The 20,779-nt window shown below is 72.1% G+C and carries 20 protein-coding genes; 8 read left to right on the forward strand and 12 right to left on the reverse strand.

The genetic code is table 11. The annotated features are described in order from the left end of the window. Positions 1–24: 24 nt before the first annotated feature. The gene (locus BN1701_RS20895; protein WP_082860387.1) at positions 25–561 is read right to left on the reverse strand and encodes an EF-hand domain-containing protein; all 537 of its coding nucleotides are present in this window, start codon (positions 559–561) and stop codon (positions 25–27) included. A 222-nt stretch (positions 562–783) separates the two neighbouring features. Further along, positions 784–1,578: a DUF3050 domain-containing protein gene (locus BN1701_RS20900; protein ID WP_054056000.1), complete on the reverse strand. Its 795-nt coding sequence runs from the start codon at positions 1,576–1,578 to the stop codon at positions 784–786. 167 nt (positions 1,579–1,745) lie between these two features. Between BN1701_RS20900 and BN1701_RS35850 the strand changes: the two genes are divergently transcribed. Both BN1701_RS35850 and BN1701_RS20905 read left to right on the forward strand, forming a co-directional pair. Beyond that, positions 1,746–1,883: a hypothetical protein gene (locus BN1701_RS35850; protein ID WP_157368134.1), complete on the forward strand. Its 138-nt coding sequence runs from the start codon at positions 1,746–1,748 to the stop codon at positions 1,881–1,883. A 29-nt stretch (positions 1,884–1,912) separates the two neighbouring features. Continuing rightward, positions 1,913–3,169: a nucleotide sugar dehydrogenase gene (locus tag BN1701_RS20905; RefSeq protein WP_054051401.1), complete on the forward strand. Its 1,257-nt coding sequence runs from the start codon at positions 1,913–1,915 to the stop codon at positions 3,167–3,169. 3 nt (positions 3,170–3,172) lie between these two features. Here the strand turns inward: BN1701_RS20905 and BN1701_RS20910 are convergent, their stop codons facing one another. Continuing rightward, a complete protein-coding gene (locus tag BN1701_RS20910) occupies positions 3,173–4,624 on the reverse strand; it encodes a DNA-3-methyladenine glycosylase 2 family protein (RefSeq protein ID WP_054051403.1) in 1,452 nt (483 codons plus the stop codon). Positions 4,625–4,745: 121 nt separating this feature from the next. Here BN1701_RS20910 and BN1701_RS20915 point away from each other — a divergent pair, with 121 nt between their 5' ends. Continuing rightward, a complete protein-coding gene (locus BN1701_RS20915; RefSeq protein ID WP_054051406.1) occupies positions 4,746–5,573 on the forward strand; it encodes an isocitrate lyase/phosphoenolpyruvate mutase family protein in 828 nt (275 codons plus the stop codon). An 8-nt stretch (positions 5,574–5,581) separates the two neighbouring features. Here the strand turns inward: BN1701_RS20915 and BN1701_RS20920 are convergent, their stop codons facing one another. After that, positions 5,582–6,253, reverse strand: a complete 672-nt coding sequence (locus tag BN1701_RS20920; protein WP_054051408.1) for a TetR/AcrR family transcriptional regulator — start codon at positions 6,251–6,253, stop codon at positions 5,582–5,584. Positions 6,254–6,336: 83 nt separating this feature from the next. Between BN1701_RS20920 and BN1701_RS20925 the strand changes: the two genes are divergently transcribed. Next, a complete protein-coding gene (locus BN1701_RS20925; RefSeq protein WP_054051410.1) occupies positions 6,337–6,537 on the forward strand; it encodes an antitoxin in 201 nt (66 codons plus the stop codon). Positions 6,538–6,598: 61 nt separating this feature from the next. Here the strand turns inward: BN1701_RS20925 and BN1701_RS20930 are convergent, their stop codons facing one another. The 3 genes from BN1701_RS20930 to BN1701_RS20940 are packed head-to-tail and all read right to left on the reverse strand — an operon-like array spanning position 6,599 to position 8,923. Further along, on the reverse strand, positions 6,599–8,239 hold the full coding sequence (locus tag BN1701_RS20930; RefSeq protein ID WP_054051413.1) for an ABC-F family ATP-binding cassette domain-containing protein: 1,641 nt from the start codon (positions 8,237–8,239) through the stop codon (positions 6,599–6,601). A gap of 23 nt (positions 8,240–8,262) precedes the next feature. Then, positions 8,263–8,520: a hypothetical protein gene (locus tag BN1701_RS20935; RefSeq protein WP_157368135.1), complete on the reverse strand. Its 258-nt coding sequence runs from the start codon at positions 8,518–8,520 to the stop codon at positions 8,263–8,265. Between the two features lie 43 nt (positions 8,521–8,563). Beyond that, complete coding sequence (locus tag BN1701_RS20940; protein ID WP_054051417.1) at positions 8,564–8,923, reverse strand: MmcQ/YjbR family DNA-binding protein; 360 nt, start codon at positions 8,921–8,923, stop codon at positions 8,564–8,566. A 23-nt stretch (positions 8,924–8,946) separates the two neighbouring features. Here BN1701_RS20940 and BN1701_RS20945 point away from each other — a divergent pair, with 23 nt between their 5' ends. Next, positions 8,947–9,315: a DUF1707 domain-containing protein gene (locus BN1701_RS20945; protein ID WP_054051418.1), complete on the forward strand. Its 369-nt coding sequence runs from the start codon at positions 8,947–8,949 to the stop codon at positions 9,313–9,315. Positions 9,316–9,361: 46 nt separating this feature from the next. On the opposite strand, the gene BN1701_RS20950 is transcribed toward BN1701_RS20945, so the two are convergent. Both BN1701_RS20950 and BN1701_RS20955 read right to left on the reverse strand, forming a co-directional pair. Continuing rightward, a complete protein-coding gene (locus tag BN1701_RS20950) occupies positions 9,362–11,734 on the reverse strand; it encodes a LuxR C-terminal-related transcriptional regulator (RefSeq protein WP_054051420.1) in 2,373 nt (790 codons plus the stop codon). Continuing rightward, entirely contained in the window at positions 11,731–13,008 is a 1,278-nt protein-coding gene (locus BN1701_RS20955; protein ID WP_054051421.1) for a hypothetical protein, read from the reverse strand. Before BN1701_RS20955 ends, BN1701_RS20950 begins: the two co-directional genes overlap by 4 nt. A 262-nt stretch (positions 13,009–13,270) precedes the next feature. Here BN1701_RS20955 and BN1701_RS38005 point away from each other — a divergent pair, with 262 nt between their 5' ends. The 3 genes from BN1701_RS38005 (at position 13,271) to BN1701_RS20970 (ending at position 18,042) form a co-directional block, all read left to right on the forward strand. Continuing rightward, positions 13,271–14,935, forward strand: coding sequence for an IniB N-terminal domain-containing protein (locus BN1701_RS38005; protein ID WP_054051423.1), 1,665 nt, complete (start codon positions 13,271–13,273; stop codon positions 14,933–14,935). A gap of 64 nt (positions 14,936–14,999) precedes the next feature. Next, the gene (locus BN1701_RS20965) at positions 15,000–16,832 is read left to right on the forward strand and encodes a dynamin family protein (protein ID WP_231949666.1); all 1,833 of its coding nucleotides are present in this window, start codon (positions 15,000–15,002) and stop codon (positions 16,830–16,832) included. Positions 16,833–16,863: 31 nt separating this feature from the next. Beyond that, entirely contained in the window at positions 16,864–18,042 is a 1,179-nt protein-coding gene (locus BN1701_RS20970; protein ID WP_054051425.1) for a hypothetical protein, read from the forward strand. Here BN1701_RS20970 and cutA read toward each other — a convergent pair. From cutA to BN1701_RS20985, 3 genes are read right to left on the reverse strand one after another with little or no spacing between them, the layout of a single operon-like run. Further along, entirely contained in the window at positions 18,023–18,337 is a 315-nt protein-coding gene (gene cutA / locus BN1701_RS20975) for a divalent-cation tolerance protein CutA (RefSeq protein ID WP_054051426.1), read from the reverse strand. The two genes, BN1701_RS20970 and cutA, sit on opposite strands and share 20 nt — an antisense overlap. Before the next feature lie 4 nt (positions 18,338–18,341). Continuing rightward, entirely contained in the window at positions 18,342–19,193 is an 852-nt protein-coding gene (locus BN1701_RS20980) for a sucrase ferredoxin (protein WP_054051428.1), read from the reverse strand. Beyond that, entirely contained in the window at positions 19,190–20,686 is a 1,497-nt protein-coding gene (locus tag BN1701_RS20985; RefSeq protein WP_231949667.1) for a cupin domain-containing protein, read from the reverse strand. The genes BN1701_RS20980 and BN1701_RS20985 overlap by 4 nt, the downstream gene beginning before the upstream one ends. Between the last annotated feature and the right edge of the window lie 93 nt (positions 20,687–20,779).

The following is a 20,779-nucleotide window of genomic DNA, read 5'->3' on the forward strand; positions in this document are numbered from 1 at the left end:
CCGGGGGCACCACGCGGGGCGCTACTAGCGGCCCAGCAGCGGGATGTCGTTCACCCCCTGGTGGTAATCGCGCACGGCGATCACCAGTTCCTCGACGGTCAGCTGGCCGCTGCCGTCCTTGTCGATCTGCCGGAACGCCGAGTCGGCCTGGCGCTCGTCGACGCCGACAGCCTTCATCCAGCGCTTGAACTCGGCCGGGTTGACCTCGCCATCGGAGTCGGTGTCGCAGAGGTCGACGATGGCCTCGATGGTCGGGCGCAGGTTGCGGTCGAAGCCCGCGTCGCCGCCCTCGACCAGCTCGTGCTCGGAGACCTGGGTGAACTGCGCGAGGGTCACCTTGCCCTGCGGGCCGACCTTGGCCTTGGCGGCCAGCTTGTCCCACATGCCGAGGTAGGCGGTGAGCAGTGCGCGGCCCTTGGGCGAGGTCTCCTGCTCGCCGAAGGCCTTGAGGATTCGACGCGCTTCGGTCTCGTAGTCCGACCTGTCGATCGTTCCGTCACCATTGCTGTCCCAGAGCTCGAAACGACGCTTCAGGCGGCTGTCCTGGACGCTAGCGGTCACGACCATGCTCCTTTGAATTCTCGACGGACTCATCAGGGGAGCCCCAGCATTCAGGCAGCTCCGCGTTCTCGACATTAGCAACGGCCACGGACCCGGCGTCGGGTTCTCGCGGGCCCTTTTCGGGTGTAATTCGCTGTCCACCATTCGGGGCCGCCGTGACCGCCGGAAAGTGCGTAGGCTGGCAGGTCACAGTATTGATACATCAATACTTGCGCATGCAATTCATGCCCGGGCGAGTTGCTGGTCCAACGCGATGCTGATGCCGTCCCACAACGCGACCCGCGCCCGAAGCACATCGACGAGCGTGCGCGCGCACTCAGCCCATTTCCCGGCGTCGGGGCCGCACAGGTCGGCCACCATCTGCATCGCCATCGGGGTGTGCTGCTCGCCGTCGACCTCGATGTGACGGACCAGGTACTCGCCGAACAGCTCCAGCTTGGCCCCGCCCGCGGCGACCACCTGGTCGAACATCTCCGGGATCAGGTCCTCCCGACCGAAGGCGAACGCGGCGGCCTGGCAGTGCACCGGGGCGTGCGTGATCACCTCCCATGTCGACCGGACGAAGTCGGCGGCGGGCTCCGGGACACCGGCGCTGACCAGCGCTTCGGCCACCGGCCGGTTGGCGCGCAGGTGGTCGAGGAAGGCGTCGATCGGGCCGGTGTCGGCCCCGGCCTGCGCCATCGCGTGCCGGTAGAGCTCGAAGTGGCTGACGTAGCCCTCGCCGAATTCGTCGCTCTCCTCGACCAGCACGATGTCGTTGATCAGCCGCCTGCTGATCGGTTGCGTGGTCGGCACCCAGGGCACCCGCACGCAGGTCAGCTCGCGCTGCAGGCTCTTGAGCAGCGACATGAAGTCCCATACCGCGAACACATGGTGAGCCATGAAGACCGACACGTCCTCGGTCGTGGCCATCCGCCGGTAAATCGGGTGACGAGTCACTTCGGTGCGTATTGGTTCGATTGTGGCGCGAATACGGTCGATGCCCGGGTGGGCCAGTGCCCAATCGTAGCGACTCATCGTGGTGTCGAACCTTTCGTCGGCGCGGCTGATATAGCGGACGCTATGGAGCGCGACCGTGTTCGCGCCACCTCTCAATAGGATGAAAACACGTACCCGATCGGCGACTGCGATCACAGCGGAATGCGACAAACATGGAGGCGTCGCGTCCGAGCCAGGGAGGAAACATGCGGTTCGTCCAGTCGGTGTCCGCCGTGCTGTTCGCCGGGGCGGCGCTGACCGCCCTCACCCCGGCCGCATCCGCGACCCCCGCCACCCCAGGGCAGGTGGTCGCGTTCAGCCACGTCGGCAGCTTCCGCGCCTGAGGGTGCGTCCCACCGGTGGAAGGATCTCCTTGTTCTCTGTTGACCTCGTGGTCGTGGGCCTTGGCTACGTCGGACTCCCGCTCGCCCGCCGGGCCTGCGCGGCTGGCCTGCGGGTCGCGGGGATCGACACCGAGGCCGCCGTGGTCACGGGCCTGCGCGCGGGCCGCTCCCACGTGCGGGACACCTCCGACGCCGACATCGCGGCCATGCTCGACGCGGGTTTCACCGCGGCGACGGACTTCACCGCGGTGTCCACAGCGGACACTGTGGTGATCTGCGTCCCGACCGGGCTGGTTGACGGCGAACCCGACCTGCGCGCGGTGATCGCGGCGGGCAGGCGGGTGGCCGAGCTGCTGCGGCCGGGCACGCTGGTCGTGTTGGAGTCCACCAGCTATCCAGGGACCACCGAGGAAGTCCTCCTGCCGGTGCTGGAAGCGACGGGCCTGGTGGCAGGCGTCGACTTCAACCTCGGGTACTCGCCCGAGCGCATCGACCCTGGCAACGGGGAACACGGGTTGGAGAACACGCCCAAAGTGGTCAGTGGCCTCACCCCCTTGTGCGCCAAGCGATGCGAGGCGTTCTACGAGGAACTGGTCGACTCGGTGGTGGTGGCGGCGGGCCTGCGGGAGGCGGAAACCGCCAAGCTGCTGGAGAACAGCTACCGGCTGGTCAACATCGCGCTGGTCAACGAGCTGGCGGTGTTGTGCGCGCGACTGGAGATCGACGTCTGGGACGTGTTGCGCTGCGCGGCGACGAAACCGTTCGGGTTCCAGCCGTTCTCCCCCGGCCCGGGCGTCGGCGGGCACTGCATCCCGGTCGACCCGCGCTACCTGGCCAACCGCGCCCGGGCCGAGGGACTGCCCTGTTCGATGATCACCACCGCGCAGGAGGTGAACGCGGGCATGCCCGCCTACGTCGTCCGGCGGGCCCGCGACCTGCTCGCCCGTGACGGCGGCCGAGTGGCGGGCTCGCGGGTGCTACTGCTGGGCGTCACCTACAAACCCGACGTCGGCGACGTCCGGCAGACCCCGGCCACCGGCGTGGTCCGCCAGCTGCGCAACCTGGGAATCCTGGTCGGCTACCACGATCCCTACGTCTCCGGCTTCCTGGTCGACGGCGAGCCGGTGCCCGCCGAGTCCGATGTGGACAATGCGGTTCGGCGGGCCGACCTCGTCGTACTGCTGCAGGACCACCGCGCACTCGACCTACCCGCCATCACCCGCGGCGCGCGAGCGGTACTGGACACCAGGGGCCGGATGGAGGGCGAGAACGTCGAACGGCTGTAAGAGTTATCTTGGCAGCCGCTCGCTCACCGCCCACAGATGTTGCATGGCGTAGGCCCGCCACGGCCGCCAGACCGCGGAGTGCGCGGCCAGGACGTTGGCGTTGGTCGACAGGCCCAGTTCGCGGGCGGCGGCCCGGATGCCGGGATCGCCCGGCAGGAACGCGTCCGGGTCGCCCAGGGCGCGCATCGCGATGTTCTCCACCGTCCACGGACCGAATCCGGGCAGGGCGGCAAGGCGGGCGCGGGCCCGCTCGCGGTCGGCACCCACGCCGACGTCGATCGTCCCCGACGCCAGTGCCGAGACCAGACCGAGCAGGGTGTCCCGGCGGGTCCGGGGCAGTGCGAGCAGGTCCGGGTCCACTGAGGCGAGAATCTGCGGTGACGGGAACAGGTGGGTGAGCCCGCCGACCGGGTCACGCACGAGTTCGCCATGGGCAGCCACCAGCCGGGCCGCGTGGGCCCGGGCGGCGGCGGTCGTGAGCTGTTGGCCGAGCACCGCGCGCATGGCGAACTCCGCACCGTCCACGGTGTGCGGCACCCGCCTGCCCGGTGTGGACCGGACCAGTGGCTTGAGGACGGGGTCGACGGCCAGTTGATCGTCCACGGCGACCGGGTCGGCGTCGAGGTCGAGCAACCGCCTGCACCGGCTGATCGCCAGCGCCAGGTCGCGCAGGTCGGTCAGGGTCAGCTGGCACACGATGTGCCCGGCCGCGGGCCGCAGGCTGGCGATGCCGTGTCCGTGCGGCAGCCGCAGGGTTCGCCGATAGGCGCCGTCGCGCCATTCCTCCACGCCGGGGATCACCGTCGTGGCCAACTGGGTGAAAAGCCTGTCCGCGCTCATGGGCTCGCGATACGGCAGGCGCAGCGAGATGACTCCCGCGCCCGCCGTCTGTCTGCCCGCGCGCTGACGCAACTCCGTCGGCGGCAGCGCGAAGACCTCCCTCACGGTGTCGTTGAACGTCCGGATGCTGCCGAAGCCCGCGGCCGTGGCCACCTCGCTCATCGGCAGTTCCGTTGTCTCGATCAGCAGACGCGCGGTCTGCGCCCGTTGCGCACGGGCGAGCGCGAGTGGACCGGCGCCGAACTCGGCGAGCAGTTGTCGCTCCACTTGGCGGACGCTGTAGCCCAGATGCGCGGCCAGCCCGGGAACTCCGGACCGGTCGACGACGCCGTCGGCGATGAGCCGCATGGCGCGCGCGGCCAGATCGGCTCGCGCGTTCCATTGCGGCGAACCGGGGCTCGCGTCCGGGCGACACCGTTTGCAGGCGCGGTAACCGGCCTGTTGGGCGGCGGCCGCGCTGGGAAAGAACGACATGTTCTCAGCTTTTGGTGGCATCCCAGGGCAGCTAGGGCGGCAGTAGATGCGTGTGGTCCGGACCGCTGTGAAGAACCATCCGTCGAACCTGGAGTCTTTGGAATGAACGGCGCGCACACAGCGGTCGAAGTCGTCATGCACCCGGACAGGATGGGGGTCCGGCCAGTGCAGGGGCTAGCCAAAAACCGACTTGACCGGCAAGTAGACCGGACTGTCGCATTTTCGCCACCGCTTGTCGGGGGGTGCTGGTTGACTCCCAAGCATGACGAACAAGCAGCAAGATCACGCATCGCGGTTCCATGAGCTGCACACATCCGGAACCGTGCTCGCCCTGGCGAACGCCTGGGACGTCGCCAGCGCGTGCGTGACGGTCGCGGCGGGGGCGAAGGCGGTCGCGACCACCAGTGCGGGTGTCGCGTGGAGTCTCGGTGCCGCCGACGGCGACTCGCTGGACCGCGCTCGGGCCATTGATCTGATCGCTCGGGTGTGCGCGGCGGTGGACGTCCCGGTCACCGCGGACATCGAGACCGGCTTCGGCGCCACACCCGAGGACGTGGCCCAAACCGTCCGTGAGGTGATCGCGGCGGGCGCGGTCGGGGTGAACATCGAGGACTCGTTCGCGAGCGACGAAGGGCCCCTGCGCGCGGTCGCCGCCCAGTCAGAACGCCTTGCGGCGGCGCGCGCGGCAGCCGACCAAACGGGAATTTCACTGTTTATCAACGCCAGGACGGATACTTTCCTGCGTTCGGCGGGCTCCGACGAAACCCGTGTGGCCTTAACGGTCGAACGCGCTCAGGCATATCTCGCAGCGGGTGCCTCCGGGATCTTCGTGCCCGGCGCGCGGGACTTGACAACCATCAAGACCCTGGTCGCCGAGATCGCCGCTCCGGTCAACATCATGGTCGGCCCCGGTTTCCCTACGGTGCCGGAGCTGGCGGGCGTGGGCGTGGCCAGGGCCAGCCTGGGCGCGGCGATCGCCGAAGCCGCGTACGGCTTGACCCGACGCGCCACCCAAGAGCTGCTCACCACCGGCACGTACGACTCGGTGCGCGACGGAATGACCTGGCCGGAGCTGAACGCGCTGTTCTGAGCAGTGTTCTAAGCAGGCGTCGACACGGGACGGTCGGCCAGGCGGACGGCCACGCCATCGAGCGTGCGCGCGATGGCGTAGCCGAAGAACTCCGCCGGGTCGGCCACCGCGGCGTACCGACCCAGCGCGGCGAGGCCGGGCTTGGTCTCACTGTCGCGGTAGGAGCTGAACAGCTCGGCCGACCGTTCCCGAATCCCCGGACTGAGGTCCCGATCGTCCTCGAAGGCCACGAAGAGACATGCTTGGTTGAGCAATAACTCGTAGACGACGACACTCTCGTCGCCGAACCCCGCCGCCCGCAGCACTCGAACCCCGGCCTCGATGATCGGCAGCGCCGACGGCACCCCCGGCCCGTGCAACGCCAACCGCCGGGCCACCCCAGGCGCTCCGCGCAGGACGGGACGCAGCCCGGTCAGCAGTTCCTCGAACCACTCCCGCCACCGCAGCCGCTCGTCGGGCAGGGCCACCTCGGCCACCACCGCGTCGATCACCTCGGCCACGACCGCCTCCCGATCGCCGACGTGGTGGTACACGACCGCCGGATAGGCCCCCACCGCGCCCGCCAGCCGCCGCAGCGTCCAGTTCTCCACCCCTTCTTCCCTGGTCAGCCGCAACGCCTCAGTGACGATCCGCCGGTGACCGTCACTCTTGGGCTTGTCAACTGATGCAGAAGTTCGCATACGTGCACAGTATCGTTCGGAACCTTTCGGGGTACCTACTCCGTTGAAGGAGTGCACGAACCACAGAGATCGGGGAACACCTCATGGCGAAGATCAAGAAACTGGTGGCCCTGGCAGGCGCCGCCGCGGCCGCGCGCAAGTACGCGGCCAAGCACCCCGACAAGGTCGACCGGATGGCGACCAAGGCGGGCCGGATCATCGACGAGCGCACCAAGGGCAAGTACCACGACAAGATCGACAACACTCTGGCCAAGCTCCGGTCGAACCTGCCCAAGCATCCCTGACGCCCCGGCGACGCCGCCGAATCGCCCGTCCCGGCTCACGCCGGGGCGGGCTGGGGCCGGATCAACCCGCCTCGGTCACGACCCCGGAGTCAACCGAGAACCGCCGATTCACCGCGACGGCGTCCAACATCCGCCGATCATGCGTGACCAGCAACAACGTCCCCGGATACGTTGCCAGAGCCGACTCAAGCTGCTCGATGGCAGGAAGATCGAGATGGTTGGTCGGCTCGTCGAGCACCAGCAGATTCACCCCGCGGGCCTGAAGCAGCGCCAGCGCGGCCCGGGTCCGCTCCCCAGGCGACAACGAAGCCGCGGGCCGAAGCACGTGATGCGACTTCAACCCGAACTTCGCCAGCAGCGTCCGCACCTCAGCGGTCGGCCACTCTGGAATCTCCCGCCCGAACGCGTCGAGTAGTTCCTCCTGACCCAGGAACAACCCCCGCGCCTGGTCGACCTCCCCGACGCAAACCCCCGGCCCCAAATACGTCGACCCGGCCGCAGGCGAGACCCGCCCCAGCAAAGCGCCCAGCAGGGTCGACTTCCCCGACCCGTTGGCACCGGTGATCGCGACCCGGTCGGCCCAGCCGATCTCCAGGCTCACGGGCCCCAGCGTGAAGCCACCCCGCGACACCACCGCGTCCCGAAGCGCGGCGACGACGGCGCCGGGCCGAGGCGCGACGGCGATCTCCATCCGCAGTTCCCACTCCTTGCGGGGTTCCTCCACCACCTCCAGCCGCTCGATCATCCGCTCGGTCTGCCGGGCCTTGGCCGCCTGCTTCTCCGACGACTCCCCCCGCAGCTTGCGCCCGATCTTGTCGTTGTCGGTGGCCTTGCGGCGGGCGTTGCGGACGCCCTTGTCCATCCACCCGCGCTGCATCCGGGCGCGTTCCTCCAGCGAGGACTTGGTCGAGGCGAACTCGTCGTACTCCTCGCGTGCGTGCCTGCGGGCGACCTCGCGCTCCTCCAGATACGCCGCGTAGCCGCCGCCGAACTCGCGGATCTGCTGCTGGGCCAGGTCCAGTTCAAGCACCCCGGTAACCGTGCGGGTCAGGAACTCGCGGTCGTGGCTGACCACCACCGTGCCCGCACGCAGACCGGAGACGAACGCCTCCAGCCGGTCGAGGCCGTCGAGGTCGAGGTCGTTGGTCGGCTCGTCGAGCAGGAACACGTCGTACCGGCTCAGCAGCAACGACGCCATGCCCGCGCGGGCCGCCTGGCCGCCCGAAAGCGAGGTCATCTCCTGGTCGAGCGCCACCCCGAGACCGAGGTCGGCGACCACGGACTCGGCTCGCTCGTCGAGGTCGGCGCCGCCCAGTGCCAGCCAGCGCTCCAAGGCGTGCGCGTAGTCGTCGTCGGCGCCCGCCGAACCCGCGCCGAGGGCTTCGGCGGCGGTGTCCATCGCGGTGTGAGCCGCGGCCACGCCGGTCCGGCGGGCGAGAAAGGCACGCACCGACTCACCTGGCCGACGGTCGGGCTCCTGCGGGAGGTAGCCCACCGACGCGGTGGCCGGACTCAGCCGCACCGCGCCTTCGTCGGCGGGCAGCAGCCCGGCCAGCGTGCGCAACAGGGTCGACTTCCCGGCGCCGTTCACCCCGACGAGCCCGATCACGTCCCCCGGCGCCACGACGAAGTCGAGGCCGGTGAACAGCACCCGGTCACCGTGCCCGGCGGCCAGCGCCTTGGCGACCAGCGTCGCGCTCATCGAACACCCCTCCGCACCGCGGGTCAGTGGCGCGGCGCGACGTCAATGATGTCCGATTGCCGGATCCACTCGGGAACAGCCCTGCTGTCGCCGGGCCGGGCGATCATCGGCAGGCGCATCTGGTCGAGGTGCGGATGCCGCTGCGGCGCCCCCGCGACGACTCCGATGCCCACGAATCGGGCGCGGCCCGCGTGGAAATCCCATTGGGTGAAGGTGATGACCCGGCCGGGTTCCGGCCAGTCCTGCGTGACGTCCATGTCCCCCCGCTCAGCTGGGTTCATGGTCACATAGATTCACTCGAATGATGTAACAAGTCGCTAAACGTCAGTCCAAAGAGGTCGAGCGGCGAGCGAGGTGGTCAGCGGCCACGCCCTTGGGCACGACCATCCGCCACGCGTCGATGACCAACTCCTCCATCCGGTCGTGTTCGAGCGCCGCCAAGTGCGCGCGGACCCAGTTGAACCGCTCGTCGGAGGGGATCGGCATGAAGAACAGGTCCGGCTCGGCCTCGATCAACGCGGCGCGTTCGAGTTTGGGGTAGGCGAGGCCGAGTTCGGTCTCGTCGGGCGAGAGCGCGAGGTAGACCAAGCCGCGCACGCGGAACTTCACGCGGTCGCGCACGAGGGCTTCCTCCGTGCGCGGCAGCGACATCGCCAGTTCGCGGATCCGCGCGACCGTCACCATGTCTCCACCGTAGAGTGGTCGCCATGGGGACGGATGAGAACATCCGAGTCGGCACCGCCGAGCGGGAAGCCGCCATCGCCGAGTTGGGCGAGCATTTCTCCGCGGGCAGGCTCGACATCAGCGAGTACGAGCAGCGCTGCGGCATCGCCGCGGCGGCCAGGACGCAGGCCGAGCTGCGACTGCTGTTCGACGACCTGCCCACCAAGGCCCCGGCCGTCGCGCAGCCGAACTCGCTGATCCGCCACGACAACCCCAAGAACACCAAAGCCATGTTCATCGGCTTCGGCGTCCTCGCGCTGGGCGGGCTCGTGGTGGTGGTCGGGATCACCTCGACCTGGTTCCTGCTCGCGCCGATCCTGGTGCTCGGCGTGATCCTGTTCATGATGTCCTGATAATCCGGTTGGCAGGTCGCAGGCTTGCCCCACCATCAGGCTCTGATCAGACGCCCGGGCGATCGCCGAGCAGGGAACGCAGCTGCGCCAGCAGGTCGCTGCGGCTGGTGGCGCCGAGGCGGGAGCGCATGCGGGCCATGTGGTGCTCGACGGTCTTGCCCGAGATGAACAGGCGGTCACCGACCTGCTTGTAGGTCATCCCGTCGAGCACGAGCCCGGCCACCTGGAGTTCCCGCTCGCTGAGCCGGACCATCCCGGCCCGATCTTCCACGGCGGGCGCGGGCGCGGCCGGGCCTTGCAGCACGCGGGCGCAGTCGAGGAGTCCGACCATCGCCGTGCGGTCGGGCGTGCGGATCGCGGCCTGCCCCGCCAGCCGGGCGGCGTCCCATGGCAGGCCCGCGGCGTGCAGGGACCTGGCGGCGGCTTCGACCTTCGGGGCGTCGACCTCGCCCGCGAGGACCTGGCGCCAGCTTTGGGCGGCGGCGGCGAGAGCGGCGTGGAACGGGCTGAACGCGGCCTGGTCGGCGAGCGCGGCCGCGTGCGCGTCGGCCGCGCGGGAGCCGCTCGGGCGGACGGTGTCCGGTTGGTCGGCGATGATCTCGGCGTGCAGGCAGTGCCAGTGCAGCATGGTCGACCACAGCGGCGGATTCCCCAGGCGCCGCAACAGTTCCCAAGCCTCGTCGAGCTGGGGCGCGAGCCGCTCGCGGTCGCCGAGGCGGGCCGCGGCGACGGCGAACTCGCCCAGTGGCAGCAGGGAGAACAGGTCGACCGGTACACGGACGAACGTGGCGCACGCCAGTTCCCAGGCGCGGCGCAGGGCCGTCAGGTCGCTGCTACGCCGGGCCGTGCCGACCCGCAGGCCGACGGCGAACAGGGCGTCGCGCGCTGACAGGTCCGCGGTGGGCGGGTTGGTCGCGACGCCGTGGTTCATCGAGATCCAGGCGCGCAGCAGCCGGTGGCGGTTCGCCAGCGTCCCGCCCGCGGCGACGGCGCGGTCGAGCAGGGGTTCGGCGATCGCGGTCGAGCCGGTGTGCGCGGCCATGATCGCGCTGATCGCGGCGGGGCTGTCGGGCAGCAGGACGTTGTCCCCCACCGGTTCCAGCATCTCGGCCGCGCGCACCACTGTGGACAGTGCGGTCGGCCAGGCGTCGTCAAGCGAGTCGAGGACGCCGTGGGCCATGGCCGTGATCGCGCCCGCGACCAACGTCGGCGGGTCGTCGGCGTCGGCTTTGAGGGCGGTCCGGGCGTCGTCGACGCGGCCCGTGCCCACCAAGCCGATGGCGGCCAGCGCGGACCCGGACCACTGGTACAGCTCGGCGCTGCGGGCGAGTTGGCCGCGGTGGGCCAGGGCGGCGGCGGCCACCCGGGCCGCGGCCGGACTGGGTGCGCCCGCCATGAGCGCGTCGGCCCGGCGCAGCGCGCTGTCGGTGGCTCCGGAAAGCGCCTCGGCTTCGGCTTGGCGCACCTCATCCACCGGATGCCCGGCGGCGGCCGCGGCGGCGTAGAGGCGCACGGCGACGGCTGGCTCGGCCTGCGCGGCGGCGGCCTCGAACACCGCGGCGACCGACGGTCCGCCCGCCTTGGCACCCAGCAGCGTGAGCGCGTCGGCGATGAGCGGGCCGCCGCGGGCCAGCCGCAGGTCGGCGATCCGGTCGTACACGGCGTCGCGCTGGTCGGGCGGGATCAGCGTGCGGACCACCGTGGCGCCCAGCGGCAGCAGGTCGGGCGCCAACAGGCCGGTGCCACGGGCTTCATCGAGGACGTCGGCCGGTGGGCGGCCGAGCAGTTCGGCCAGCTCGACCTCGCCCGCCCCGACCGCGGTGGCGATCAGGGCCCGCAGCGCGTCGGGGCTGAGCCGGTCGAGCTCGAATCGGAACTCTTCGATCGCCTCGTGCGGGAGGTCGCCCGCGCCTACGTGCGGGGCGACGCGGTGCACCAGGCCCGGCACCCCGCCGGTCTGGCTGTGCACCAGTTCGGCGACGCCCGGCGCGGGCGGGGCGCCCAGCAGCGCGCGCAGGCACTCGGTGACCCGGTCGCGGTCGAACGGGCGCAGCACGATCTGGCCGCGCATCCGGCCGAGCAGCGCGGTCAGACCGTCCGGCCGCGGCCGTGGCCTGGCGGCGATGACCAGTCCGGTCCGGCCGTCGGCGGCGCGGTCGGCCAGCTCAGCGAAGTCCTTGTCCCCCAACAGATGCGCGTCGTCGACCAGCAGCAGGTCGGCCGCGTCCAGGCCCGGCCGCCAGCGCCGCGCGCCCGGCGCGGTGGCGAGCAGGTCGAGCAGCGCGGTCTTGCCGAAGCCGCCCGGTGCGATCACCGCGAGCCGGACCGGGGCCACGCCACCGGAGATGATCGCCGCGCACAGCCTGCGCGTCGGGTCGTCCAGCACGAGCTCGTCGGGCAGCGCGTGTCCGGGGATCACGACTGTTCCCCTGGACGGCGGGGCCGCAGCGCGAACCGGCGGGCGGGCGGTTCGAGCGGGCTGATCTCCACCGGCGGACGCGGTGGCGGCAGATCAACGCCTTCCCGCACCCCGGCACTCTCCTCGATCTCCGCGTTCCGTCCCTCCAGCGCAACGAGCGCGGCGCCGCCGGGATTCGCGATCCCAGTTGCCGGACTCGCATGCCGGAATCCGGGGTGGCTGGCGTCGGCGCTGAGGTTGGCGCCGGGCGCGGCGAACCGGGCGGGCGCCAGCCGCGGGCAGGCCGCGATGGCGGCACCGCGCGCGGCTGCGGTCGCCGGGTCGGTCTCGACGGTGACCGGGGAGTCGAAACGGCCCGCGGCCAGCGCGGCGACCAGCGGCACCGCGGCGGTTCCGCCTGCCAGGACCACCCCGGCCAGGACGTCGGCGGGCACCCCGGCGGCGAGCCTGCCCAGGTCATCGACCGCGGTGGCGAGCGCGGGCCGGGCCGCCTCATCGAAGGCCGCCCTGGTCACGATCTCGTCGTTCAGCCGGACCTCGGGCGCGGTCGAGAGCAGTTCCTTGGCCTGCGCGCAGGTGAGCCGGAAGGCGGCCGGGTCCATCCCGTGGTCGGGGCGCACGAGCGAGCCGAGCACGTCGTCGAGGTACTCGCCCGCGTCGGCGTCGACCAGGGGCCGGTGGTTGGCCAGTTCGAACGACGCCTGCGCGCGGTAGAGCACGGCGTGCTCGATGTGCCTGCCGCCCAGCAGGCCCAGCGCGACGGCCGACCCGACCGGCACCGCCGCGCGCTCGTGGGCCGCCTCGGCCGCGGCGACCACGGTCGGCAGCAGCAGCACCCCGGGCATCCCCGCCGCGTGCAGCGCGCCGCGAAGCAGGCCACGACGGTATGACCCCCAATCGGGTGGGTGAGTGACCGCGATCCGTTCGGCAGGCCTGCCCTCGACCGCGGCGACCGCGTCGGCGACCCAGCTGACGACGGCGGCGGCCAGCGTCTCGGCCGGATAGAGCTCGCCGCCGAGCAGCACGGGCACGCCGTCGCCGACGCGCGGCAGGAAGTCGCGGGCCACCCGCTGCGGCTCGACCGCCGCCCATGCTCGCGCGGCCTGTCCGACCAGCACTTCTCCGCCATCGGAGATCGCCAGCAGGGCCGGGGTCCACGGGCTGCCGCGGTCGATCGGGACGGCCTCCGCCTGCCCGAACGCACTGCCCGTGCGCCTGCACACCGCCGCCGCGCCGCGCGTGCGGCCGACGTCGATGCCGAGCACATAGGGCATCCCGGACTCCTGACTATGGCGGTAGCGAGGGGTCTGTTCGTACCAGGCGCCTGATCCCGCACAGCAACCCCGGGTAGGCGCCTGATCACCCCCTAACCCCCTAACGAGACCTAGTTGCTTCACCCGTTCGTGTGACGTAGGCGACTCGGAGTGATCCCCGATGTGCCGGGTACGGCCCGTCCATAGATTGATCACAACGCCCCGACCGATGCCCCCGGCCTTGGCGCGACCTCCCCGAAACCCCCGAAATTGGAGTAGTTCGTTGACCGTCTACCAGGACCAGCCGAACTCAGGTGCCACCGAGCAGACCCTGCACGACTTCGTGCTGACCCTGCTGACCGACGAGTCCGCGCGCATCGCCTTCACCGAGGACCCCACCGCCGCACTCGCGGGTGCCGGCCTCGGTGACATCACCGCCCAGGACGTCCAGGACGTCATTCCGCTGGTCGCCGACTACGCCCCGGTCGACCTGACCCTGCCCGCCTCCGCCGAGACGGTCGTCGAGCAGCTCACCGCCGTGGCCGACGCCGCGCAGAGCCACGCGGGCCACTGCGACACCGACACCACCGGCGGCCTCACCGGCGGCCTGACCGGCGCGGGCTTCGGCGGCGAGTTCGCGGGTGGCCTGACCGGTGGGCTGACCGGCACGGACTTCGACGGTGGCCTCGCGGGCGGCCTGACCGGCGGTCTGGCGGGCACGGACTTCGGCGGCGAGTTCGCGGGCGGCATCTCCGCCACCGTCGCGCAGGTCTCCGGCACCTTCGTCGGCGAGACCGAGAACGCGGCCTTCTCCACCGTGTTCGACGGCGGCCTCGCGGGCGGCAGCGGCCAAGGCGTGCTCGAGACCGCGCTGGGCACCGGCGCGGGCGAGTACAGCCTCGGCCTGGACGGCATCGCGGGCCACGCCACCGCCGACTCCGCGCTGGGCGCGGTCACCGGCGCCGTCGAGGGCGGCCTCAGCGGCGTCGCGGGCGACCTCGGCTTCGACTCCGACCAGTTCTCCGGCTCGGGCTCGCTCGCGGCCACGGCCGATGGCCTGACCAGCGCCTTCGGGGTGGCGTCCGACCTGGGCGCGGTCGGCGGCGGCTCGGTCGTCGGCACCGACGGCGGCACCGGCGTGTTCGGCGTCGAGAGCGACCTGTTCTCCGGCAACGGCGGCGTCACCGCGGGCCTCGACGGCATCGAGGCCGTCTTCGCCAGCGAGACCACCGGCACCGGCGCCGTCAGCGTGAGCACCGACGGTGTCGCGGGCGCGGTCAGCACCGACTTCTTCGACGGCGAGCTCAACCTGGGCACCTCCGGCGTCTCGTTCGCCGCCGAGGGCGCCTTCGACGGTTCCCTCGCCCTGCCCGAGCTTTCCGCGCCGTCGCTGGGCAGCCTGGACGTGGTGCTCGAAGGTGCCGACGCGCTCGACGCCGACCTGCTGCGCGCGGGTGACATCACCGCCGGGACCACCGTGGCCAACTACGTCGCCGAGGGCGGCAGCCTGGTGGCCCACCAGATCGCCACCGGCTCGGCCGACCTGGGCGGCTTCCTCACCGGCACCGGCGCCGACGTCGCCGGCCACATCGAGACCGGCTCGGGCACCGTGGCCGACCAGATCGCCGACCTGCCCGCCGTCCCGGCCCTGCCCGCGCTGCCCGCCGTGCCCGCCCTGCCCGAGGTCCCCGCGGACCTGCCGGTCAGCCTGCCCACGGACCTGCCGGGTGACCTGCCGCTGCACCTCCCGGTCGACCTGCCCGGCGGCCTGCCGATCAGCCTGCCCGAGCTGCCCGACCTGCCGGTCGCCAACCCGCTGCCGGACCTGGGCTCGCTGCCCGGCGGCGTCGGCGGCCTCGTCCAGGACAGCCCGCTCGGCCAGCTGACCGGCGAGAACAGCCTGCCCGACGTGGGCGGACTGACCGACGGCCTCAGCCTCGGCCACTGACCGACCCAGCGCTAGCGGTGGAGGCGGGGTCCTGGTCACAACGGACCCCGCCTTCTTCACTGTCATGACCCGACACGGCACACTCGACCGGGTGATGGCACCGCCCTGGCTCGGGATCCTGGACGACACCATCCGCGCGTGCGCCGCGCACGACCGGTCGGACTTGGCTGAGAGACTGCTGCGGCGCCGGGCCCGACTCCTCGAACCGGGCAGACGCGTGGTGGTGTTCGGCGGGGCGGGCCAAGGCAAGAGCCAACTCGTGAACGCCCTGATCAACGCCCCGGTCTGCGCGGTCGGCGACGACATCACCACGGTCGTGCCCGCGGTCGTCCGGCACGCCGACGAGCCGACCGCCGCGGTGGTGACCGGCGACGCCAGACCCGCGCTCAGCGGCGCGGTCGAGCGCGCCGCCGCGCCCATCGAGTCGGTCAGCGCGCAGGCCAACCGGCTCGCCCTGGTCCGCGACGATGTCCAGCACTGTGAGATCGGCTTGCCGCGCACGCTGCTCGGTGCCGGCCTGGTCCTGATCGACGCGCCCGCCGTTGGCGACGCCCACGACTCGCGCACCGGCCGGGCGATGTCCGTGCTGGCCGACGCCGACGCGGTGCTGCTGGTCACCGACGCCACCGCCGTGCTGACCGCGCTGGAACTGGACCTGCTGAGCCAGATCCACCGGCTGTGCCCAACCGTGCTGGTGGTGGTCACCAAGATCGACATCGTGCCGCGGTGGCGGCAGGTCGCCGAGGCCGACCGCCGCGCGCTGGCCGAGGCCGGACTGCCGACCACGGTCGTGCCGGTGTCGTCGGCGCTGCGCCTGGCCGCGGCCCGAACCGAGGACCACGCACTCAACGCCGAGTCCGGGTTCGCCGACCTGATCACGCAGCTGCGCCAGCACGTGCTGACCGACCCGGTGGCCGTGACGAGCAAGGCCGCCGCCGCCACCAGCAAACTCGCCGTCGAGCAGCTGATCGAGCCGCTGCGCGCCGAGTTCGACACCGTCGCCGCGACCACCGACACCGCCGCGCTCGCCGACTGGCACGCCGCGGGCCGCCGGGTCGAGCAACTGCAGCGGGAGGCCGCCCGCTGGCAGACCCAGCTCAGCGACGACGTCGCCGATCTGATGGCCGATGTGGAGTATGACCTGCGCGACCGCACCCGCCGCGTGCTGCGCGAGGTCGACGACTACTTCGAGGTGGCCGACCCGGCCAAGGTCTGGGACGAGTTCGAGGACTGGATGCGCGCGGCGCTGACCGAGATCGCCGAGGTCAACTCCGACTGGCTCCTGGAACGGTTCGAGTGGATCGCCGCCCGGATCGCGCGCACGGTCGTCCCCGACGCCGAGCGGCTGCCCTCGACGCTGCTGCGCGACCTGTCCGCCGAGCACGCGTCGGCGCTGCGCAAGCCGAACATCGAGAAGTTCACCCCGGTGCAGAAGATGTTCGTCGGCCTGCGCGGGTCCTACAGCGGCCTGCTGATGTCCGGGTTGGCCACGACGCTGGCCGGGCTGCCGCTGATCAACCCGATCTCGCTGGGCGCGGGCGCGGCCTTCGGCGCGCGCAGCGTGTTCGAGGAGCGCGGCGCGCGGCTCAAGCGCCGCCAGGCCATCGCCAAGACCTCCGCGCAGCGCCACGTCGACGACTTCTTCCTGTCCTACGGCAAGGAGACCAAGGACGCGATGCGGGTGATCCACCGCGCGCTGCGCGACCGGTTCGCCGAGGTCGCCCAGGAACTGCGGGAGGCGGCGACCGAGTCGGCGCGGGAGATCAAACGCGACCTCGACGCGGGCGCGGCGCTGCGCAACGGCCGCGCCGCCGAAGTCCGGCGCGGGCTGGAACAGCTGGTCGCCCTACGCGGGCGGATCGACGCACTACACGTACCGAAGGGCCTAACGGCGTGAATTTTGAGTTGGCACAGCGAGGTCTGACGGGATGAACCTGCCCGACGCGGCGGGGGAACTGCTCGACCGCGCGCTTTCGGTCTACCGGGACAGCCACCGCGCGGGTGGCTTCCTACGCACCCACCTTGACCACCTGCGCGGACCGCTGCGCCTGGCGATCGTGGGCGAGGCGGGCTCTGGGCGCTCGACGCTGCTCGGCGCCATTGTCGGCGATCGGATCGCCGCTGAGCGGCTGGTGGTCGACTGGCCCGGGGCGGTCGAGCTGATAGACGCGGGCACCGCCGACGCCGACGCGACGCTGGTGCTGACCACGCGACCTGGGTCCGAACCGCCCGCGCTGCGCCCCGACCACCCGATCGCCAGGGCGACTCCCGTGTCGACGATCGTGGTGCTGTCCCGGGCCGACGAGCTGGGCGGCGGCCGGATCGACGCGCTGATCTCGGCCCGGCAGGTGGCCAGACGGCACGCCAAGTCGCCCGAGTTGGGCGGGCTGTGCCAGGACGTCGTCGCGGTCGCTGGTCTGCTCGCGGTCGGGGCGTCGACGCTGACCGCCGAGGAGTTCGCGGTCCTCGACTTGCTCGGGCGGGAACCCAGGGACCAGGCCGAGGCGACCCTGCTGTCGGTCGACCGCTTCACCGCCCCTGGCGGCCGGATCGCGCCCGCGGTGCGCGCGGACCTGGTGGCCAGGCTCGGGATGTTCGGCGTGCGGATCGCGATCACCCTGGTCCGGCGCGGCTGTCGCGACCGCGATGGCCTCGCCGCGGAACTGGTGCGGGCCAGCGGGATCCTCGACCTGCGCACGGCGATCGGCGCGAACTTCGTCGACCGCGCCCCGGTTCTGCGCGCGCGGTCGGCGCTGATGGCGCTGGACATGGTGCTGCGCATGGAACCCCGCCCGGATGCGGCGTCGATCGCCGCCGACCTGGAGCGGCTCTTGGCGGGCGCGCACGACTTCCGCGAACTGCGCCTGCTCGCCGCCCTGCGCACGGGCCGGGTCTCCTTCGGCGAGGCGGCCGAGGAGGCGGTGTGCCTGCTCGGCGAGCACGGCACCGACCCAGGTACCCGGCTGTCGCTGTCCGGCGACGCCTACGACGCGCTGCTGCGCTGGCGTGCCCACGCCGAGGACGCCCGGCTCGCCGATCGCGAACGCCGAGCTGCCACGGTGGTGGCCCGCAGCTGCGAGGCGCTGATCAGCGCGTTTGCGCGGTGACCCAGCCGAGGTAGCCCGCGCTCCCGCCGACCACGGGCAGCGCGATCACCTCGGGCTCGTCGTAGGAGTGCTCGCGCTGGAGGAACGCGGTGACCTCGTCGAGCCGGTCGGCGGCGGTCTTCACCTGCAGCTGCCATTCCTGGTCGTCCTGGACGGCTCCGTCCCAGCGGTAGACGCTGCGGATCGGGCCGACGATCTGTACGCAGGCGGCAAGGCGGGCCTCGACCAGGCCGCGGCCGAGCGCGGCGGCCTCGTCGGCCGACGCGGTGGTGGTGATCACGACGATGTGCGACACGGGGTCAGTCTTCCAGCAGCTCGAAGTGCCTGATCGCGGCCGGGACGGTGGCCGAGCAGGTCAGCGGGGTGTCACTACGGACGAAGACCGCGCGCACCCGCAGCCGCCGGGCGCCCACCAGCTCGACCTCCCACTCCTCGTGCGCGACCCGGCGGACCGAGACGAGCGCGAAGGCGTCGATCCGCCGGTCGCCGGAGCGCTCGCGGGCGAACTGCTGCGCGGCCTGGACCGGCGCGGGCACGGTCGACCGGCCGCGCAGGTAGGGCAGAGTCAGGTTTCCCGCCTCGAAGTCGGCGGCGACGGCGACGGCCTGATTCGCCGGAACCTGTCCGAAGTAGACACCATGCGGCAGCGCCAGCAGGTTCGCGGAGTACCGGTCGCCGCCGACGTGGGAGCACTCCCAGACCTGCCCTGGCCGCGCGGCCGCGAGCGCCGCGGCGACCGGTCGCCCGCGGATGGCGCAACAGGTGTCGTGCTTGCCGTGGGCGCAGACGAGGTAGGCGGGTTCGGTCGACGGCTCGCCGCGCGGCGCGGCCACGCTCAGGTCACTCAAGTCCGCCGGGTCGGTGAACTCGTTCCACCACAAGCGTTCCGCGCGCGCGTCGACCACGGCGTAGCGGCGCGGACCCGGAGGTGTGCGGCCTGGTCTGCGGATCAGCAGCACCCTCGCGCCCACCTCGGCCGCCTGCGCGGTGACCGACGCGGCGATCGACGCTGGCAAGTCCGACTCCCACAGCGCGTCGGCTCCCCACGGACCAGGCTGCTCGATGAGCACCCAGCGGCGGACCGGCGGCGCGCTGGCGCCGATGAGGTCGCCACGGCGCAGGCAGCCGTCCGAGCAGCGCTCGCGGATCACACCACATCACCCATGGGGACCAGGATCGCTTCCCGGAGCAGCCTGCGCACCAGGACGATCTGGTCGGCCACGGGCAATCCCCCGATCCTCCCGACCACACACGGCTCCCCGCTGAGCAACTCGGCGAGGGCGGCGGCGGTCGTTTCGGGCAGGGAGAGCTGGTCGCCGGGGATGTCGAGCAGCACCCGTCCGTCGCGCGCGTCGAGCCGGAACCGCAGGCCGGGCCGGACTTTCACGCGTGTGCCCGCGGCCACCGCCCGAGCGGCGGCGACCTGGGCGAGCGGGCTGACCGGACTCGGCCGGGTGCCCTGCCAGACCAGGTCGCGCAGGACTCGCGCGACCGCGCCCGAGTCTGGGGCCAGCCTGCCGAGCTCGGCCACCACCTCGGCGATGTGCGGGGCGAGCTGGTCGGGGTCGGCGGCGTCGATGCCCAGCGGGAGGGTGGCCCGCAACTCGGGCAGACCGCCCGCGAGCTTGAGCAGCGCCTCGACGATGGCATACCTGGTGAGGACGTGGACGCCGACGGTCAAGTGCGCGGAGACGCCGCCGAGCGCGGTCGCGGAATGCAGGTACCCACGCGGCAGGTAGAGCGCGTCACCGGGTTCGAGCGCGGTGTCGATCAGCGGCTCCTCGGCGGCCCGCGCCTCGACGGCGGCCCGGCGCCGATCCCACGGCTGGTCGCGCAGCGGATCGGGGTGCACGGGGGCGTGGATCAGCCAGCGTTTGCGGCCGTCGAGCTGCAGGACGAAGACGTCGTGCACGTCGTAGTGCGCGGAGAAGCCGCGGGAGGAGGGCGGGGTGATGTAGGCGTTGATCTGGACCGGGTGGCCAAGGTCGACGCCAAGCCCGCCGCCGAAGTCGATCAGCGGGGGCCAGAGCCGGTGCAGGGCTTGGAGAACCAGGGTGCTGCCGTCGTCGAACAGCCGGGTGACCTTGTCGTCGGCGACCTGGTCGGCGATCTCCGCGCCGACGCCACCGCCCCGGGTGAACTGCCAGGACCCGAGGACGGCGCCGTCGCGGGCGACGCGCAGGAACGGGGACCGCAGGCCGCGACGGGAGAGGAGTTCGTCGACGTCGGTGAGCGTCAGGAGGTCGTCGAAGGGCTTTGCGAGGTCGGCGGCTTTGCTGAGCAGGGGCGCGCGTCCCCAGTGGACCGAGGCGAACTCGCCCGGCTCAGCCGAGATACACCGGCGCAGGGCCGGGCGGTCCGGGGACCGCCCGGCCGAGAGTGGCTGCTCACCCACCCGCACCGCCATCGGCACCGCCGTCGGACCCACCGCCCGCTCCACCGTCGGCACCGCCGTCAGCGCCACCGTCCGCGCCGCCGTCGCCGCCACCGGATCCAGAGCCACGGCCCGCGCCGCTGTCGGCACCACCATCGGCGCCACCGTCGCCGCCCGCGCCGGAGTCGGCGCCACCGTCGTTACCCGCGCCGCCGTCAGCGCCTCCGTCGGCACCGCCGTCGTGGCCCGCGCCGCCGTCAGCACCGCCATCTGCGCCGCCGTCGTGGCCGCCCGGTCGTCCGGTCGCGCCGCCGTCGGAGGGGCCGTGGGATCCTGTGCCGCCACTGCGGATGTCGTCGTCTT

The sequence above is a fragment of the Alloactinosynnema sp. L-07 genome (assembly GCF_900070365.1).
In the GTDB taxonomy this organism is placed as follows: domain Bacteria; phylum Actinomycetota; class Actinomycetes; order Mycobacteriales; family Pseudonocardiaceae; genus Actinokineospora.

Excerpts from the sequence above, each read along its gene's own strand:
- BN1701_RS20900 (WP_054056000.1), bottom strand. The coding sequence starts at position 1,578 with ATGAGTCGCTACGATTGGGCACTGGCCCACCCGGGCATCGACCGTATT.
- BN1701_RS35850 (WP_157368134.1), top strand. The coding sequence starts at position 1,746 with ATGCGGTTCGTCCAGTCGGTGTCCGCCGTGCTGTTCGCCGGGGCGGCG.
- BN1701_RS20915 (WP_054051406.1), top strand. The coding sequence starts at position 4,746 with ATGACGAACAAGCAGCAAGATCACGCATCGCGGTTCCATGAGCTGCAC.
- BN1701_RS20920 (WP_054051408.1), bottom strand. The coding sequence starts at position 6,253 with ATGCGAACTTCTGCATCAGTTGACAAGCCCAAGAGTGACGGTCACCGG.
- BN1701_RS20925 (WP_054051410.1), top strand. The coding sequence starts at position 6,337 with ATGGCGAAGATCAAGAAACTGGTGGCCCTGGCAGGCGCCGCCGCGGCC.
- BN1701_RS20930 (WP_054051413.1), bottom strand. The coding sequence starts at position 8,239 with ATGAGCGCGACGCTGGTCGCCAAGGCGCTGGCCGCCGGGCACGGTGAC.
- BN1701_RS20935 (WP_157368135.1), bottom strand. The coding sequence starts at position 8,520 with ATGAACCCAGCTGAGCGGGGGGACATGGACGTCACGCAGGACTGGCCG.
- BN1701_RS20940 (WP_054051417.1), bottom strand. The coding sequence starts at position 8,923 with ATGGTGACGGTCGCGCGGATCCGCGAACTGGCGATGTCGCTGCCGCGC.
- BN1701_RS20945 (WP_054051418.1), top strand. The coding sequence starts at position 8,947 with ATGGGGACGGATGAGAACATCCGAGTCGGCACCGCCGAGCGGGAAGCC.
- BN1701_RS20955 (WP_054051421.1), bottom strand. The coding sequence starts at position 13,008 with ATGCCCTATGTGCTCGGCATCGACGTCGGCCGCACGCGCGGCGCGGCG.
- BN1701_RS20965 (WP_231949666.1), top strand. The coding sequence starts at position 15,000 with ATGACCCGACACGGCACACTCGACCGGGTGATGGCACCGCCCTGGCTC.
- BN1701_RS20970 (WP_054051425.1), top strand. The coding sequence starts at position 16,864 with ATGAACCTGCCCGACGCGGCGGGGGAACTGCTCGACCGCGCGCTTTCG.
- BN1701_RS20985 (WP_231949667.1), bottom strand. The coding sequence starts at position 20,686 with ATGGCGGTGCTGACGGCGGCGCGGGCCACGACGGCGGTGCCGACGGAG.